Source organism: Pseudomonas sp. S2_F03, assembly GCF_054668335.1.
Genome location: NZ_CP162759.1, coordinates 4339835 through 4356854, shown reverse-complemented (window position 1 = coordinate 4356854; position 17020 = coordinate 4339835). Strand labels below are relative to the sequence as shown.

The window sequence follows — 17020 nt, the reverse complement described above, 5'->3', positions numbered from 1 at the left end:
ACAACTGCTAGGCTCAAGTCCGGCCCCGTCCTCCACCTTGTTACGCCATATAACAAAAAGAATATAACTTTTGTTTTAACAACTAACAGTACGGGTTAGGGTGTGCCACCTTTTGAATTTATCGATGGAGAGCGACCTTGCCTCTGCGTAGCACTTTCACGCGTTTCTTTCAGTTGGAAGCTGCCAGCGGTCTGTTACTGATCGCCGCGGCAGCCCTGGCTTTAATCATCAACAACTCGTCCCTGTCGTGGCTCTATAGCGGGCTGCTGGACACCCCTGTCGTCGCTCAGATCGGCGCGCTGAAAATCGCCAAACCGTTGCTGCTGTGGATCAACGACGGTCTGATGGCGATGTTCTTCCTGCTGATCGGCCTGGAAGTCAAACGCGAAGTCCTCGACGGCCAGTTGTCGCAGCCCTCGCAAATCGTCCTGCCGGGCGCCGCTGCCATTGGCGGGATGGTCGTGCCGGCGCTGGTCTACTGGTTCTTGAACCGTGATGACCCGACCGCCTTGGGCGGCTGGGCCATCCCGATGGCCACCGACATTGCCTTTGCCCTCGGCGTGCTCGCCTTGCTGGGCAAGCGGGTACCGGTGTCGCTGAAGCTGTTCCTGATGACCCTGGCGATCATTGACGACCTGGGCGCGATCATCGTCATTGCCATCTTCTATTCCGGCACGCTGTCGACGCTGTCCCTGGCACTGGCTGCCGCCTGCATCATCGCGTTGATCACCATGAACCGACTCGGTGTGGTGAAGCTCGGGCCGTACATGATCATCGGTTTGATTCTCTGGGTCTGTGTGCTCAAGAGCGGCGTCCACGCAACACTCGCCGGCGTGACGTTGGCGTTCTGTATTCCGCTGCGCACCAAAAACGCCGAGCCTTCACCGCTGCTGACCCTTGAACACGCCCTGCACCCATGGGTGGCTTACGGCATCCTGCCGCTGTTCGCCTTCGCCAACGCCGGCTTGTCCCTGAGCGGCATCACCGTTGAAAGCTTTACCCACCATGTGCCGATGGGCATCGCGATTGGCCTGTTGCTGGGTAAAACGGTGGGCGTTTTCGGCCTGACCTGGCTGGCCGTGAAAATCGGCATTGCCACCCTGCCCCAAGGTGCGAACTGGGGCCAGGTGCTGGGTGTGGCGATGCTCTGCGGGATTGGTTTCACCATGAGTCTGTTTGTCGGTTCCCTGGCATTCGAACCAGGCGTCAGTGACTACGCCGGGATGGACCGGATGGGCATCTTGACCGGCTCGATTCTGGCCGCACTGATCGGATACGCGGTGACGGCAATGGCCAGTCGCAAGAGCCTCGTTCTGCAATCCTGAGCGTTAGAGAACGCTCTTAGCGATATTCAGGACTCGTCCTACAGCCACGATTAGCCTCCTTCGTTAACGTCGCACAGCTCCTTTTTCGGGAGCTGTCGACGGACGAACGCAAGGAAGCTCAGTGGCTGGCAACAAGGACGTTCCCAGGGTTAAAAACCCACCCTCCGGTGACGGTCATCACGTCACCCACCGCTTCATGACGGCTACTGAACTGGCCGAGCGGGATGCACGACAATCCGCTTACGACGCCATGCTCGCCCGCCAGCAAGCCTTTGAAGATCGCCTTCAAGGCTCGGCGAAAAAGGACGAAACCGTTCGCGCCGGATGCGTCTTCGCCAAGTCCTGCAACTTGCCGGACGCCATCATTGATTACTCGAACCCTTCTGGCGTCGTTCCGACTGACAGCCTCAAGGATTACGGTGAAATCGCCTGGCTTGGCGCTCGTGACGTAGGCGATGCCGGGCTACTGAATCTCGAAACCATCAGTGGCAGTACCCTCTCGCTCGGCATCGGCCGGCTCGCCCTAAGCGCCCCCGCTCTTACTGCTCCGGTCCTGGGCCTTGGCGCTGCCGGCGCCGCGACATTGGCCGGTGTCGTCGCCTTGTTCTGGACGCCGGGCCTGGGTGACAGCGCGCTGTATACCGAAGACCAACTGCGTGCCCTGAAACAGGCCAGAACCCGCGTTCGATTGCAGGTCGAGCAACAGGCTGATGGCAGTCTCAAGGGCTACGGGTTCTACACCGGGAAAAATCGCGACTGGGAAATGGTGGATGTCGTGCAGTTCACAGCGCGCGGCAGTCAGCAGGTGGCGGATCTCGGGGACGGTGTTGAGCTGATCTGGACACCGGCTGTGGATGGTTCAGACATCCTTGGCATTCCTGCGCTGGAGGCCGCACCGCAAGCGCCGCACATTTGGGTGTATCCGCCTACGCCAGCGGCGGACAGCATTATCGTCAACCCGATGTATCCGCCTGAGTACAAGGACTTCATTCTTGTGTTTCCGGTGGGGTCGGGGGTGAAGCCGTTATACGTGGTGGTGGCAAGGCCTATCAGTGGTGACCACAGCTATCATCCCCCACCAAAAACTCTACCGGCATTCCCCGACGCGATTCCGGTTCAGACTAAAGGAAATCGAAAACGGTGGGAAAGTAAGAAGCGCATTTATGAGTGGGATTACCAACATGGCGCCGTCGAAGTGTACAACTGGGCAGGGGATCACTTAGGGGAGTTTGATGCAAAAACTGGCAAACAGACCGGAAAAGCAAAACCTGAAAGACGGACATCAACGAAGTAATGATGAGGGACAAGAATGATATTTATCGCGATCAGTGGATTTTTCCCGGAGCCGAATCCCGACAATTCGTTGCAATATGAAAAGGATGTGCCGCAAGTCTTAGAGGCTGCAGTTTTGAAAGTCATGGGCTGGTCAACCTTGCGGGATGTGCCTATGGGTGAGCACTCACTCTCTCCCGATCAAGCCAGCGTGATTATGAATTTGGTGGGGGATCCCTTACGAGAGGACCTGACGTACTACATGGGACTTTGTAGCCAAGACTAGTGGCATCGAACCAGCCACAGCGGGAAGCACAGACACAAAAAACCCCGACCAGTCACCTGATCGGGGTTTTCTTTTACCCGTTCCCGCTTAGTGCGAAACGCGGCTAGTCCCGTCAACAGTCGCAATCCGTACCCGCTCACCTACACGGAATACTTCATTCTCCTGCACCTGCTGGACATAGGCGCGCATGCTGCCGTCGTCTTCGCGAACGGTGATTTCTACGCCTTGAGTACGAGTCAGGCCTTCTTCAGCTGCCGAACCCACCAGGCCGCCGGCGACTGCGCCGATAACAGCAGCAACGATGCTGCCTTTGCCGCCACCGATGGAGCTCCCGCCAACGCCGCCGACCGCTGCACCGGCGAGGCCGCCAATCGGGGTTTTGGTGCCTTCGATTTTCACCGGACGCAGCGCTTCGATGGTGCCCATACGAATCGTTTGAACACGACGCGCTTCATCACGGGAGTAGGAGTCACCGGTCAGGCTCGATTGGCAGCCAGTGAGTAACATCGCCATCGTGGAAAAGGAAGCAACCAACAAAACAGACTTACGCATAGCATCAACTCCAAAAGACAGGTATTCATTAAACTCCGCAGCTTGACGCCTGTCACGGCATCGCCCGGATAAAAATGGTTTGATTCAGGCCCGGTACAGGCGCTACCACGAACTCACCACACAGTAGCGGCATTATCCGGAATCTGCGCCGCTGCCCCAAGGATTGTCATGGATTACTTCATCATCGTCGTCACTACCGTCGCGGGTCTGTATTTCCACTGGTGGTTGTACGTGCGGATAAAGCGCTGGATGGACCGCGACCTGGCGTTGGCCCTGGCGGGTAAAGACGAGCAGAAAAAAGCTTTCATGCTCCAGCAACTGGCGAACGCTCAGGCGCAGAAGATCAAGCGCCGGGACCTGCCGCAGTGGCTTGAGGCCGCTGCGGAAGGCTATCACGATCGGTAGACTGTTTCAGGGTGCCAGACGTTCAAGAATCCAGTCGGCGCCCTGTAAACGGTAGTTGAGGCGGTCATGCAGACGGCTTGCGCGGCCTTGCCAGAACTCGATGCGCTCCGGCAGCAAGCGATAACCACCCCAGTGATCCGGACAATGCGGTGCCGTGTCGCTGAAACGTTGCTCGGTGTTCTTGAGCAGCGCCTCCAGTTCCGCACGATCAGCAATCACCCGACTCTGCGGTGATGCCCAGGCACCGAGCCGACTGCCCAGCGGACGAACCTGGAAATACGCATCAGACTCTTCAGGCGAAACCTTCACCACCCGACCTTCGATACGCACCTGGCGCTCCAGGGCCGGCCAGAAAAAGGTCATGGCCGCGAACGGATTCGCCGCCAGATGCTGACCCTTGGCACTTTCGTAGTTGGTGAAGAACGTAAAACCCTGCTCGTCCAGGCCTTTGAGCAACAGAATGCGGCAATGTGGCCGACCGTCCTGATCGACGGTCGCCAAGGTCATGGCGTTCGCCTCCACCGGCACCTGCTCGGTTTTCACCGCATCGGCAAACCATTGGTGGAACAGCCCGAACGGCTCTGTCGGTGCTTGAGCCTCGGTCAGGCCATCACGGGTGTAGTCACGACGCATATCAGCCAGGCGCTGGGTCATGGCGCATTCCTTTTGGTTAACGAATCACTTTTTAGTGGCGTCTGCGGTGACGGCGACTTTCTTGGTGTCGGCAGCTGCTTTGGCCGGTGTCGTTTTCTTTGCCGGCGTTGCGGTTTTAGCGGGTGCTTTCTTCGCAGTGGCTTTCTGGGCCGGAGCCTTTTTAGTGGCAGGCACAGTCGCTTTTTTCGCGGCTGGCGCAGGAGTGACCGGTGTGGCCACAGGCTTGATGTCCTTGGCCGCGATCATGGTCACCGGCGCAGGGGCCGGCATGTTGTACTTGCTCAACAGCGCCACCATGGTGTTTTGCGGGGTCACCAGCAATTCCACGCGACGATTCAAGGCACGGCCTTCGACGCTGTCGTTGGCGGCACGCGGGGCTTCACCGCCCATGCCGCGCAGCATCAAGCGATCACGCTGCAAACCGCTGAGACGGAAAATCGCGGCTACCGCTTGTGCACGCTCCTGGCTCAGTTTCACGTTGGCCGGTGCAGCACCCGACGTATCACTGTGACCGAGTACCAGCACGGCAGTTTTTGGGTCGACCTCGAGGATTTTCGCAACACGCGTGAACGGGCCGAGGGTGACCGGCAGCAGCATGGCAGGACGGTCCGGGTTGAAGGAGCCTTCTACCGGCGCGATCACCACCAACACGTTTTCACGGCGTTCAAGTTTCAGGTTGCTGTCCTTGATCGCTTCACGCAGGCGCGGCTCGTAATCGTCGAGCCAGGCCTGGGTGACTTTAGGGTCTGGCATCGGTACGGCTTTGGCGCCGCTCTGCTCCTTACCACCGAACGGCCACCACCAACTGTTACCCGTCTCAGCCTTGGCCACCTGGGTCGGTTTGGCTTCAGGTTTCACTTCCGGCTTTACAGCAGCCTTGTCGACAGCGTCATCGGAACCGAACGGCCAGTACCAAGGGCTGGTGCTTTCGGCTTTGGCAACCGGGGCCGTGGCAGCAGGTTTGAGTGGGACCGGAGCCGGAGTCGGTTCTTTAGCGGCGACTTTGTCGGAGGAGCCGAACGACCACCAGCTACCGCCATCGGAATCACTTTTTGGTGTCTGTGCACAACCGGTGATAGCAAAGCACAGGGCCAGGGCGAGGGTTTGTTTGGATGACATTGGATATCCACAAATATGAAGTAATGAAAAGTCAGACCGAACCGGCCTGCACAAACTGACGCTTTGAAGCCGAAAACACTGTCGGGTTCCGGTTGCGGAACCCTCGAGCGGGTTTTACAGACAAGTGGCCAATACTCGCGCAAGCTTTTGCGCGCGTGGATCCATCAAGACGTACGGCCCCAGGGTATTTGTCACAAAGCCGAAGGCCACATCGTATTCCGGGTCGGCAAAGCCGATGGAGCCGCCAGCGCCCGGATGCCCGAACGCGCGCGGGCCGAGGCCGTAAGTCGCGTTAGGGTACGTCCGGTTGATCGAGCATGCACCCCAGACCGAAGCGGGTCCGGGTCAATAAAGTCTTGTCTTCGCCAAGGCTGTGTTCGCGGGTCAGCTCCTCGAGCATTTCGCTTTCCAGCAGACTGCCGTCGAGCAGGCCGGCGTAGAAACCTGCCAGGCTACGAGCGTTGCCGTGACCGTTGGCGGCAGGTTGCTGCATGCGCCGCCACTCGGGCTTGTTTGTGCTGGTCATGATCGACGGCGGGTTGATGAAGGCACGCGTGGTCATGGCTGTCGGCTCGCGCAGGGTCACTTGCAGCAGGCGTTGGGCAGCGGCGTCGCCGACGTTCCCCTTGCCTCGGGCGATATGCGCCACGCGGTGGAATTCTTCATCGGCCAGGCCGACATGGAAATCCAGTCCCAAAGGCTTGGCCACACGCGCCACGATGGACTCGCCCGGCCCACGACCGTCGGCACGTCGCAGCAACTCGCCGACTAGCCAGCCGTAAGTGATCGCGGCGTATCCGTGGCCTTGGCCCGGCGTCCACCAGGGGGCTTCGGCCGCCAGGGCATCGACCATGGTTTGCCAGTCGTAAAGGGCTTCCAGGGGCAGCAATTCACGTAACGCTGGCAAGCCGGCTTGATGGCAGAGCAATTGACGCAGGGTTACGGATTCTTTGCCGGCTGCAGCAAATTCAGGCCAGTAACGCGCAACCGGGGCGTCCAGTTGCAGCTTGCCTTCGGCCACCAACTGCAGGGCCGTGACGGCGGTGAAGGTCTTGGTGCAGGAGAACAGGTTGGCGATGGTGTCGCTGTGCCAGGCTTCGCTGCCATCCTTGTCGGCGGTACCGGACCAGAGGTCGAGGACGGTTTCACCGCCAACCTGGATGCACAAGGCTGCGCCACGTTCCTGAGGATCGTCGAACAGCGCCGCGAACGCTTCGCGCACTGCTTCGAACTTGAGCTCGTAATGACCCTGAATCTGCACCCGCATTGCTCCCGGATATTCGCTATACAAAGTGGCCCGCATTGTTCCAGCCATTAGCCGTTTTGGGAACAGTGTTGGGCTGGGCGGTTACCTATTGAAATGACTCCCCACAGGAAGCCTCAGTGACCTTGGCCGGAATGCCCACCGGCACCCTTGCCCGGGCCTTTGCCGGCCTCGGCCTTTCTGCCGCCTTCAGCATCGTGACTGGCTTTGTCTGCCTCGGTCGCGGCCTTCTCGGCCGCTTTGCCCAATTGATCCACCGTCGCCAGGTTGCTCTTGCGCACCGATTCGACAAAACCCTGGAACGGCAGATCGGTGATACCCACCAGCCCGAAGTGACCATTTTCGCCATCCAGCAAACGCCCGGTCACCGGTTGGTCGAGGAACTGGAACCAGTGCACGCCGACAATCGACGGTTCGCTCAACGCCTGTTTCAGGAAGTTCGCGTAGGCCGGCCCACGGTCTTCTTCCTTGGCCAATGGCGTCACGCCGCCCCAGAACGGGCCGCGATCCGCCGAGCCCACGTTGAACTCGGTGATCAACACCGGTTTGTCCAGACTGCGCAGTTTGGCGAAGTCATAACCGTCCTGCGGTTGCAGGGTGTACATGTTGAAGCTCAGCACATCGCAATACTGTGCGCAGGACTCCACGGCTTCCGGGGTGCTGACGGCGAAACGACCGCCCAGCAACAGCTGGTTCGGCGCGTGCCATTTGAGCGAGTCGGAGAGGGTCTTGAAGTAGGTATCCGCAAAAACTTTCTGGAAGTATTTGAAGTCGGCCTCGATTTCCGGGTGTTCGGCGCTCGGCAGCGGTGGCACGAAGCCTGGGTCTTCCATCAATTCCCAGGCCGGCAAGTCAATGCCCCAGGCTTTGGACAGACCGGCCTGATTGCGATACTTGTCGCGCAGTTGCTTGAGAAACGCGCGTTTGGCCGGCACGTCGGTGGTCATTTTCAAGGTGCCATAGGCCAAGGCGTAACGGGCTTTTGGATCGTCACCAGGACCAGCCCAGGCCAGTTCATTGTCGGCGTAGTAGCCGATCAGCCATGGATCGTCGCGATGGTCGCGGGCAGCAATGGCCACGGCGCGCTCGGTGGCCATGGCAAAACGCGGGTCGAACGGGTCGGGCATGCCGCCCCACCAGTCGGTGCCGGTGCTGATACTGGCGTAATCGCCGACGATCGACAGCGGCAAGGTGTACGCCACGCGGTCGGCGTTGGCCAGCGCCGGGGCGCTCCAGTTGCCAACGGTGTTGAAGCCCCAGGCTTGCAGGCGATCAAGCGTGTGACTGGCCCAGCGTTGTTCATCAACCAGCGCTTTGCAGGGTTCGGCAGGTTTTGCTCAATCGCTTTTGCGGCGGACGCATCAACAGCGTCGGCCTTGACGGCTTCGGCGACACCGGACTCGGCCGTCGAAGGCACGACGGGTTGCTCGGCAGCTCTGTCGGACGTGGCTTCTACCGCGTCAGCCTTGGCCGCTTGCGCGACACCTGCCTTGGTGTCGCTGCCCTGTGCGCAAGGTGCGCCGTACAGACGTTGCAGGTTGGCACCATAAAAGTCGTACCACTGGCCGGCGTTGTAGCCACGACCCTGATCGGCGCCGTTGCCGCCACGGTTATCGCCTTCGCCAAAGTGGCTGACCAACGGCTCGTCGGATTTTGGCAGGGACTCGAACATCCACTCCCGGCCGGCGACGTAAGTCTGGTTGACGTCCGGGGCAACGGTATTGACCCCAAGTGAATAGAACGGGTGCCCTTGCGGGGTCACCAGGTACCAGCGACCGTCACGCTTTTCGGTTCGAAAAAAACCGCTGGCCTTGAACGTCGGGCCTTTGGTCCAGCCACCAAACGTATCCAGGGAAGATTTTTCGCGCTCGGCCAGCCAGGTTTTCAGTTGTTGCTGTTCCTTGGCGGCGGCGCTTTTCAGTTGCTCATCGCTGCTGACCTTTTCTGGCCATTTGGCCCGTGTCGACTGGCCGTAAGCATCCACCAGTCCGCCATAAACGGCCCGTGTCACAGCCTCTCCGTCTTGCACACCAAAACGTTCCAGCAAGATGTTCTGCGCCACTTTCGGTTGATCCATCGACAAGGTCACCGACACCACTTGGCTGCGATCCAGGTCACCGGCGCTGCTGGCCAACAAAATGCGCTGCCCGTCGACCGTCATCGGCATCGGCGGCCCGGCTTTCATGCCCTGACTCAAGGGGGAGCTTGCCACCAGCGGCACCAGCAAGGTCTGCGCAGGGCCCGCCGGCAAATCGACACGACTGAACAGTGTCTTGCCGTCATTGCTCTGGATTTTCACGTACAGGGTCACGGCCCAGTCCATCGCACTTTGAATCCGCAGGCTCATGACGCCCGACTGCGACCAGTCCCAGGCCCCCGTTTGCGGGGTCAAGCGCAAACTCGGCTGAGCCACCGGGTTGAACGTGACCCGGCGCAACACTTCGCCTTCGGCTGTTTGCTCCGCATTGGATTGCGGCAGGCTGGCATCCTGAGTCGCCACCTGGACCACGTCGGCAGGGCGGACAAAGTTGAACAGCGTCTGCTGGCCAGCAGGGGCCGCCAGCAAAGGGGCTGCGAACATCAGGGCAAATACAGCGGGTAACGAACGGCGAATCATAGGAACGTGGTTCTCCCTAACGACCTTCAATGGGCCAATGGAAAAGCGATGGCAGAGAGATAGACAACGCGGCGGGCAAATGTGCCCACCGGTGTATCAGGAAATTTCGCGGCGGAAGGGTGGCAACGCATTGAGGATGGCTTTGCCATAACGCTGGGTGACCAGACGCCGGTCGAGCAAGGTGATGGTGCCGCGGTCTTCCTCGGTACGCAGCAAACGACCGCAGGCCTGGACCAGTTTCAACGAGGCATCCGGCACGGAGATCTCCATGAACGGATTGCCGCCTCGCGCTTCGATCCATTCCGCCAACGCCGCTTCGACGGGATCGTCCGGCACCGAGAACGGAATCTTCGCAATTACCACGTGCTCGCAGTAAGCACCGGGCAAGTCGACGCCTTCTGCAAAACTCGCGAGGCCGAACAGCACACTGGAATCCCCGCCATCGACACGCGCCTTGTGCTTGTTCAACGTTTCCTGCTTCGACAGGTTGCCTTGAATGAACACTTGCTTGCGCCAGTCGCGGTCGAGGCCGTCGAACACGTCCTGCATCTGTTTGCGTGAGGAGAACAGCACCAGCGTGCCTCGCGAGCCTTCAACCAGGTCCGGCAAATCGCGAATGATCGCCGCCGTGTGGGCTGGCGCATCCCGTGGATCGGCTTTCAGATCCGGCACCCGCAGCACGCCGGCATCGGCATGGTGGAACGGGCTCGGGACCACGGCGGTCACGGCTTTTTTAGGCAGGCCGGCGCGCATGCGGAAACGGTCGAACGTGCCGAGCGCAGTCAACGTCGCCGAGGTCACCAACGCGCCGTAAGCCACGTTCCACAGGTTGCGCCGGAGCATTTCCGCCGCAAGGATCGGGCTGGCATTGACCTCGATGTCGAACAGCGAACCGCTTTCGGCCAGCGTCAGCCAACGCGCCATGGGCGGATTGTCTTCCGGGTCTTCGGCGGTGAACGCGACCCACAATTCCCAATTGCCCGAGGAGCGCGACAACAGGCTGCCGAACAGTGGATACCACTCTTCGGCCTGATTACTGGCGATGCCGATGTTGACCTCGCCGTCCATGCCTTCCTTGAGCAACTCGGTGAGCCGGGTGAACAGGTCGGTCAGGCGGGCAAAGCCCTTCTTCAACTCGATGCCCATCTCGCGCATGTGCTCGGGAACCACCCCGCCGACGAAGCGGTGACGCGGCCGTTCCCGGCCTTCGACGTCTTCGCCCGGCTTGAAATCGGCAACCTGTTCACACGCGCTGAACATGAACTGCTGTTGGGTCTTGATCTCGCGGGCCAGTTCCGGCACTTGTTCGATCAGCTTGCCCAAGTCGCCCGGCAGCGGGTGCTGGGCCAGCAGTTTGGTGAGGTTTTTGGCGGTGGTTTCCAGCCAGTCGGCCGTGGAGCGCAGGCGCGTGTAATGGGCGAAGTGGCCGATGGCCTTGTCCGGCAGGTGATGACCTTCGTCGAAGACGTAGAGGGTGTCTCGTGGGTCGGGAAGCACCGCACCACCGCCCAGGGCCAGGTCAGCCAGCACCATGTCGTGGTTGGTCACGATGACGTCAACCTTGCCCATGCCTTCGCGGGCCTTGTAGAAGGCGCACTGGCCGAAGTTCGGGCAATGACGGTTGGTGCATTGGCTATGATCGGTGGTCAAGCGCGCCCAGTCGGCATCTTCCAGGGCGGTGGACCAACTGTCGCGGTCACCATCCCATTTATTGCCGGCGAGTTTTTCGATCATGCTGGTGAACAGCTTCTGACTGGCCTCGTCGACCTCGATCTTGAAGCCTTCTTCTTCGAACAACTGCGCGGTAGCGGTTTGCGCGTGACCTTCTTGCAGCAACATGTCGAGCTTGGACAGGCACATATAGCGCCCACGTCCCTTGGCCAATGCGAAGCTGAAATTCAGCCCGCTATTGCGCATCAGGTCGGGTAGATCCTTGTAGACGATCTGCTCTTGCAGGGCCACGGTGGCCGTGGCGATCACCAGGCGTTTGCCGGCAGCCTTGGCGGTAGGGATCGCCGCCAGGCTGTAGGCCACGGTTTTGCCGGTACCGGTGCCGGCTTCCACCGCGACAATCGCGGGGTCGCCACTGCGCCGGCCTTCGTCATCGGTGTCGATGTCCCCGAGAACCTTGGCAATTTCGGCGATCATCAGGCGTTGACCGTAGCGCGGCTTGAGGCTCTTGGCTTCGAGAAAACGCGAGTAGGCGCCCTGGATCGTGGTTTTGAGTTCGGTGCTGATCATGGATTGTCGGGCGCAAAAAACGCTGGATAAATTTTCAGTAGTTCGGTTCGGCCGCTATCATACCCCGCTAATGAATCCCGCGCAGAACGGAGTACCTCAATGACACCTTTTGGCATCGTTTATACCCTGCATGTCCTGTCCGCCCTGGTGTGGGTGGGCGGCATGTTTTTCGCCTGGATGGTCTTGCGTCCCGCTGCCGTGAAGGCGCTGGAAGGCCCCGCGCGGTTGAAGCTGTGGGTGGAAGTGTTCCAGGGTTTTTTCCGCTGGGTCTGGGTCGCGGTGGTGCTGTTGCCGATCAGTGGTGTCGGCATGATTCATCTGCAATTCGCCGGTTTCGAGGCCGCACCGCGCTATGTGCAGGTGATGATGGGGCTGTACGTGGTGATGACGGCGCTGTTTATCCGGATTCAGGCGTTGATGCTGCCGGAGTTGCGCACAGCGGTGACGGCACAGGATTGGCCGGCGGGTGCTGCGGTACTCGGAAGGATTCGACGGTTGGTGGGGATCAATTTGATCGTGGGTCTGTTGTTGGTGGCCATTGCCGCGGCCCGGCCGATGTTCTGAGTCGATCGTTCCCACGCTCTGCGTGGGAGCAACCGGTCGTTCTTTAGAGACGCTGAATCGTCACCGAACCCGCCGCGCCGGCAGGACCAGGCTGGCCGTCCGCACCCGAACGGCCACTTTTGCCGCCATCAGTCTTGTACACGAGACAGCCTTTGGCTTTGCCACCTGCTCCCGGCTTGCCGCCAGGACCTGCCAGGCCACCGGCACCGCCAGCGACCTGCACCTTGATTTTATCCGCCGGGTAATCGCGCGGCACTTCCAGCCTTACCAGCGCACCTGCGCCCCCCGGCTGACCATCACTGCCGTTGCTGCCATCGGCGCCGTGACCGGCCTGCCCCCAGGTGCAACCCGCTGCCTGGCCATTGGCGCCATCAAGACCAAAAAAACCTGGTGCACCGGCGCCGCCACGAGCATCGACCGACAATTGCGGGGCATTCAACGCCTTGATCTGCAAGTTCAGGTTGCGTCCCGAGCGTGCAGCCTTCTGGAAACTTCCCGGTGCGCCCCTCGCGGTAATCTGGCTGCCTTCAGACATTTCGGCGCGATGGACTTTCAGCTCCAGCGCTTGCTCACTCGGCACAATGGCAATTCGCGCTTCACGCCCCAGGTGCAATTCACCCACCGTCACTTCGGTCACGTTCGAAGGGATCAACAGCGTGGCGTAATCGGCGACTTCCAGACGCTCCAACTGCAGCGTGCTGGCCGTGTTGGGCAAGCGCATCAACGAGTTGGCTTCGACACTGACAACCTGAGCGCAGGCCAATGGACTGATAAAAGCGGCGAGCAGACAGAGATTACGCATGGGAAGCCTTCGATGCGGAGGGAGCCGGGATGGTTTGCAGGTGGAACACGCCGAACAGGGCAATCTTGAGGCGATCGCGCCAAGGGTGGGCACGGCCTTTGAGGCTGCGGTTGCAGAACACCAGTTCCAGCAGATGGAGCAGTGCCAGCAGACCACCCGCCAGATTGACCAACAGGTGCAGCGGATAAATGAATGGCATGAGCAGATTGACCAGCACCATGCACCAGAACAGCAGGGTCAATAGCTTCCCCAGCCCCCAAAAACCTTCATACGCTCCCCCGCTGATCATTATTCTTTGCGCGCACAGTAACGGCTTGTGCGAGGGGTGCGCCAGAGGGCAACGGAAAAATCTTCATGAAGTCCGCCGAATGGCCATCGGCCCGCCGCATTGACCGACCGATGGCTCTAGTTAGCGGCTTAGCGGTTGATGTGCAATTCCACGCGACGATTTTTCGCGCGGCCTTCATCAGTATCGTTATCGGCCACAGGCTCACTTTTGCCCTTGCCTTCACTGGTGATTTTGTTCGGGTCCAGGCCCTGGTCCATCAGATAGGCCGCCACGCTGGTGGCACGACGTTCCGACAAGTACTGGTTGTAGACATCCGAACCGACGCCGTCGGTATGTCCAACGACCTTGATACTCACCACATCGGCACTTTGCAGTTTGGGCATCAACGCATCCAGCTCACTCTTGGCAGCGGGAGTCAGGTCGGATTGGTTGAATGCAAACAACACGTTGCCCGCATCGCTGAGGGTGACGACTTCCGATTGTGCAGGTTCGGCAGGCGCGCTGACCGGGGTTTGCGGCAACGGACAACCGTGATGTTCAACGGGCGTGTTGGCTGGTGTATCGGGGCAACGATCACGTCGATCGAAGACGCCATCGCCATCTTCGTCGCCATCCTGTGCATAACAGATCAAGCCACCGGTCAAGATTCCGAGCGCTGCGCCTCCGGCCGCCCAACTGCCACTTTCGATAGCGCCCAAACCACCTCCGACCAGTCCGCCAATGAGACTGCAGATCGGCCAGGTACGTTGATTGAGGGGGGCGGTGCCATCACTGTGAGTAGCGCAACCGGTCAGCAGGCTGCCAAGCAGCAGAACCGGCAAGACGGTCCTTGTGAGAACGCTCATATTGAAAGCTCCTGTGTTACCGGCTTATACCGGTTACACAGGAGTAAAGACCCGCATCCGCGACTATGCAAGCCGCGGAGCGGACGAGATTTAACGGTTGATTTTGATTTCCGTGCGACGGTTCTGCGCGCGGCCGTCAGCGGTTTTGTTATCGGCAACCGGCTGGCTTTCACCGGCACCGACGACAGACACGAAGCTGCTGCGTGGTACGCCTTCCTGGATGAGGTATTCAACCACCGAGTGAGCGCGTTTATCCGACAGTTTCTGGTTGTAGGTATCGCTACCCACGCTGTCAGTATGACCAGTAACGGTCAGTTGAGCGGTAGGCGCTTCCGCTTTCAGGCGAGTCGCAATCTTGTTGAGTACCTCCTTGTCCGATTCGGTGAGTGTGGCTTTATCAAACTGGAAGTGAACATCGCGGATGACGATGGTTTCTTCCTTGACCACAACGGCTTCCTCGACCACGGGTGCCGGTGGAGGGCAACCGTTGGCATCGACGGTCACGCCATGAGGTGTGCCCGGGCACTTGTCGCGGCTGTCCGGTACACCATCACCATCTTCGTCGCCATCACCGTGCACCCAGCAATAGGCTGCTGCCGTGCCGCCGACAAGCAGCGCACCATAGCCTGCCCATGCCGAGCTCTCGGTCGCGCCGAGACCCGCACCCACGACACCTCCGACCAGTGCACAGGTCGGCCAGTCGGTTTTCTGCAAACCTGCGCAACCAGTCAACACACTGGTGAGCAGAACCAAGGGTAATGCTGTCCGAACTATGCTCATCTAGTTTTCTCCTGAGGGATCGGCTTAGAACCGATTCAGGTAGTAAAGACCCGAGTTTTAAACTCCGCCAGCAATAGGCCATGGCTGTTTCATCTCGCATTGACGCCAGATTGGCGTATTTGCTGCAAACCCGCTCTAGGCCCGCACGTTCGGGCAGGCTAGTCTTGGCGTTCTGAATGAGGATCTTTGATGATTGCAGGTATTTCTTCGCGCACGCCCCAGCAAGCATTGGCCGCTTTGCTGGATCGCTACGCCCCCGCGCAGCTGTTGCTGATCGGCGCCAGTGAGTTCCCCGCGCTGGAAGCTTTCAAGCTTGCCCATCCGGATACATGTGTAGCGCACGCTGCACCGGGCCCGTTGCCGGAAGAATTGGCGGCGCGCCGCTTTGATCTGGCGCTGGCCGTCGACTGCCTCGAACATTTGCCCAAGCGCGATGGCCTGAACCTGCTCGGCGGGATTCGCAACCTCAACGCCAGTCGTATTGCCGTGCTGGCGGACTTGTCGGCCAGTGGTTGGCAGGAGACGGATTTTTTCTCTCTGGCCCTGCAAGCCAGCGAACGCTTCCAGCGCGACGAACAGGTTTTGACCCTGTTTACCTACGATCTGCTTGAATACAAACAAGTACCCGACTGGCTCAATTCACGCTTTTGGGCCAATCCGGAAAACTTCGGGAAATACTGGTGGTAATGCAATGAGTACATCCATTTGCCCTTGCGGCAGCGGCACCCTGCTTGATGCCTGCTGCGGTCATTACCACGCAGGGCAACCGGCGCCCTGTGCCGAAGCCTTGATGCGTTCGCGCTACAGCGCCTACGTGCTGGGGTTGATCGACTATCTGGTGGCAACCACCCTGCCCGCCCAACAGGCCGGCCTGAATCGTCAGTCCATCAGCGACTGGAGCGCCCAAAGCACCTGGCTGGGCCTGGAAGTGGAAAGCTCAGAGGTATTCGGCGGACAACCGGAACACGCCTTCGTGACCTTCACCGCGCGCTGGCACGATGGCGGTGGTGAACATAGCCACCGCGAGCGTTCGTCATTTGTGCAGAACGCCGGCCACTGGTACTTCATCGACCCCACCGTGACACTCAAGACCGGACGCAATGACGCCTGCCCCTGCGCCAGTGGGCAAAAATTCAAGAAATGTTGCGCGGGGTATTTCAACAGTTGAGTGACACCCTGTAGCAGCTGCCGAAGACTGCTACAGGTTCAAGGGAGATACACGACCATGATCACCCGGCGACACACACTTTATCTGTTAAGCCTGCTCCTGTTTCTGGGGCTTACAGGGTGTGCGTCCTGGTTTGACGACGATGAACCGGACCCCGAGGTGCATCTGGTCAAGGTCGAACTCGTGCGGGCAAAACTGTTGGAGCAAAAATTTCTCCTGCACTTTCGTATCGACAACCCCAACGACAGCGACTTGACCGTGCGCGGCCTTGAATACCGGATTCACTTGGGCGACATCCTGCTGACCGAAGGCGAGCATGATCACCGGTTTACGGTGAGCCCCAAGCACAGCGCCTATTTCAAAGTGCCGATCCGTACCAATCTGTGGCCCAAGGTGCGAGACCTGGTGAAAATGCTGAAAAAACCCGATCAACCCATCCCCTATCGTCTGGAAGGTGAACTGAAAACCGGTTTTTTCATCCCTCACGACGTGCACCTGGCGCGCAATGGCGTGATAATCCCCGCCGATTTAATTCCGGAGCGAACCCGATGACCCAGCAACCCCATGTCCATGGCCCTGACTGCAACCACGATCATGACCATCACGACCATCACGACCACCATGATCACGACCATGGCCATGTTCACGGCCCGAACTGCGGCCACGCCCACCAGGAACCGGTGCGCAATGCCCTGAAGGACGTCGGCCGCAACGACCCTTGCCCATGCGGCAACGGCAAGAAATTCAAGAAGTGCCACGGCGCTTGATGCTTCGGGCGAAAGTTTTTTTCGCCTGTTGAATCATCTTCGCGAGCGAGCCTGCTCGCGAAGAGGCCCC

At 59.7% G+C, this 17020-nt stretch carries 17 protein-coding genes and 2 pseudogenes; 9 read left to right on the top strand and 10 right to left on the bottom strand.

What is annotated here, in order from left to right; all coding sequences use genetic code 11:
* Positions 1-137: 137 nt before the first annotated feature.
* From nhaA to AB4N76_RS20310, 3 genes are all read left to right on the top strand, one after another.
* Positions 138-1325, top strand: a complete 1188-nt coding sequence (gene nhaA / locus AB4N76_RS20320; RefSeq protein WP_046029337.1) for a Na+/H+ antiporter NhaA — start codon at positions 138-140, stop codon at positions 1323-1325.
* 121 nt (positions 1326-1446) lie between these two features.
* Positions 1447-2619, top strand: a complete 1173-nt coding sequence (locus AB4N76_RS20315) for an S-type pyocin domain-containing protein (RefSeq protein WP_460163438.1) — start codon at positions 1447-1449, stop codon at positions 2617-2619.
* 15 nt (positions 2620-2634) lie between these two features.
* Positions 2635-2883 (top strand): pyocin S6 family toxin immunity protein, encoded by a 249-nt coding sequence (locus AB4N76_RS20310; RefSeq protein WP_052961880.1) that lies wholly within the window; start codon positions 2635-2637, stop codon positions 2881-2883.
* Positions 2884-2970: 87 nt separating this feature from the next.
* On the opposite strand, the gene AB4N76_RS20305 is transcribed toward AB4N76_RS20310, so the two are convergent.
* The gene (locus tag AB4N76_RS20305) at positions 2971-3435 is read right to left on the bottom strand and encodes an outer membrane lipoprotein (RefSeq protein ID WP_046029333.1); all 465 of its coding nucleotides are present in this window, start codon (positions 3433-3435) and stop codon (positions 2971-2973) included.
* Positions 3436-3603: 168 nt separating this feature from the next.
* On the opposite strand from AB4N76_RS20305, the gene AB4N76_RS20300 reads away from it, so the two are divergent.
* Positions 3604-3840: a hypothetical protein gene (locus tag AB4N76_RS20300; protein WP_046029331.1), complete on the top strand. Its 237-nt coding sequence runs from the start codon at positions 3604-3606 to the stop codon at positions 3838-3840.
* A 6-nt stretch (positions 3841-3846) separates the two neighbouring features.
* On the opposite strand, the gene pdxH is transcribed toward AB4N76_RS20300, so the two are convergent.
* From pdxH to dinG, 5 genes and pseudogenes are all read right to left on the bottom strand, one after another.
* Positions 3847-4494, bottom strand: coding sequence for a pyridoxamine 5'-phosphate oxidase (pdxH, locus tag AB4N76_RS20295; protein WP_046029329.1), 648 nt, complete (start codon positions 4492-4494; stop codon positions 3847-3849).
* A gap of 24 nt (positions 4495-4518) precedes the next feature.
* Positions 4519-5613, bottom strand: a complete 1095-nt coding sequence (locus AB4N76_RS20290) for an OmpA family protein (protein WP_046029326.1) — start codon at positions 5611-5613, stop codon at positions 4519-4521.
* A 114-nt stretch (positions 5614-5727) separates the two neighbouring features.
* Positions 5728-6874, bottom strand: a pseudogene (locus AB4N76_RS20285) (serine hydrolase domain-containing protein).
* Positions 6875-6993: 119 nt separating this feature from the next.
* A pseudogene (locus tag AB4N76_RS20280) lies at positions 6994-9494 on the bottom strand (beta-galactosidase).
* A gap of 96 nt (positions 9495-9590) precedes the next feature.
* A complete protein-coding gene (gene dinG, locus AB4N76_RS20275; RefSeq protein WP_460163437.1) occupies positions 9591-11735 on the bottom strand; it encodes an ATP-dependent DNA helicase DinG in 2145 nt (714 codons plus the stop codon).
* Positions 11736-11834: 99 nt separating this feature from the next.
* Here dinG and AB4N76_RS20270 point away from each other — a divergent pair, with 99 nt between their 5' ends.
* Positions 11835-12299, top strand: coding sequence for a CopD family protein (locus AB4N76_RS20270; RefSeq protein WP_046029321.1), 465 nt, complete (start codon positions 11835-11837; stop codon positions 12297-12299).
* Between the two features lie 43 nt (positions 12300-12342).
* On the opposite strand, the gene AB4N76_RS20265 is transcribed toward AB4N76_RS20270, so the two are convergent.
* From AB4N76_RS20265 to AB4N76_RS20250, 4 genes are all read right to left on the bottom strand, one after another.
* Positions 12343-13101: a hypothetical protein gene (locus AB4N76_RS20265; RefSeq protein ID WP_046029320.1), complete on the bottom strand. Its 759-nt coding sequence runs from the start codon at positions 13099-13101 to the stop codon at positions 12343-12345.
* Positions 13094-13390 carry a DUF1145 domain-containing protein gene (locus tag AB4N76_RS20260; protein WP_460163436.1) on the bottom strand — a complete coding sequence of 99 codons (297 nt, stop codon included), beginning with the start codon at positions 13388-13390 and terminating at the stop codon, positions 13094-13096. Before AB4N76_RS20260 ends, AB4N76_RS20265 begins: the two co-directional genes overlap by 8 nt.
* Before the next feature lie 128 nt (positions 13391-13518).
* On the bottom strand, positions 13519-14235 hold the full coding sequence (locus AB4N76_RS20255) for an OmpA family protein (protein ID WP_046029316.1): 717 nt from the start codon (positions 14233-14235) through the stop codon (positions 13519-13521).
* Between the two features lie 90 nt (positions 14236-14325).
* Complete coding sequence (locus tag AB4N76_RS20250) at positions 14326-15015, bottom strand: OmpA family protein (protein ID WP_046029314.1); 690 nt, start codon at positions 15013-15015, stop codon at positions 14326-14328.
* Between the two features lie 189 nt (positions 15016-15204).
* On the opposite strand from AB4N76_RS20250, the gene AB4N76_RS20245 reads away from it, so the two are divergent.
* From AB4N76_RS20245 to AB4N76_RS20230, 4 genes are read left to right on the top strand one after another with little or no spacing between them, the layout of a single operon-like run.
* Positions 15205-15702 carry a DUF6231 family protein gene (locus AB4N76_RS20245; protein WP_046029312.1) on the top strand — a complete coding sequence of 166 codons (498 nt, stop codon included), beginning with the start codon at positions 15205-15207 and terminating at the stop codon, positions 15700-15702.
* 4 nt (positions 15703-15706) lie between these two features.
* Positions 15707-16183 (top strand): YchJ family protein, encoded by a 477-nt coding sequence (locus AB4N76_RS20240; RefSeq protein WP_046029310.1) that lies wholly within the window; start codon positions 15707-15709, stop codon positions 16181-16183.
* A gap of 57 nt (positions 16184-16240) precedes the next feature.
* Positions 16241-16735 carry an LEA/WHy family protein gene (locus AB4N76_RS20235; protein ID WP_460163435.1) on the top strand — a complete coding sequence of 165 codons (495 nt, stop codon included), beginning with the start codon at positions 16241-16243 and terminating at the stop codon, positions 16733-16735.
* Positions 16732-16950 carry an SEC-C metal-binding domain-containing protein gene (locus tag AB4N76_RS20230; protein WP_046046248.1) on the top strand — a complete coding sequence of 73 codons (219 nt, stop codon included), beginning with the start codon at positions 16732-16734 and terminating at the stop codon, positions 16948-16950. Before AB4N76_RS20235 ends, AB4N76_RS20230 begins: the two co-directional genes overlap by 4 nt.
* Positions 16951-17020 lie beyond the last annotated feature (70 nt).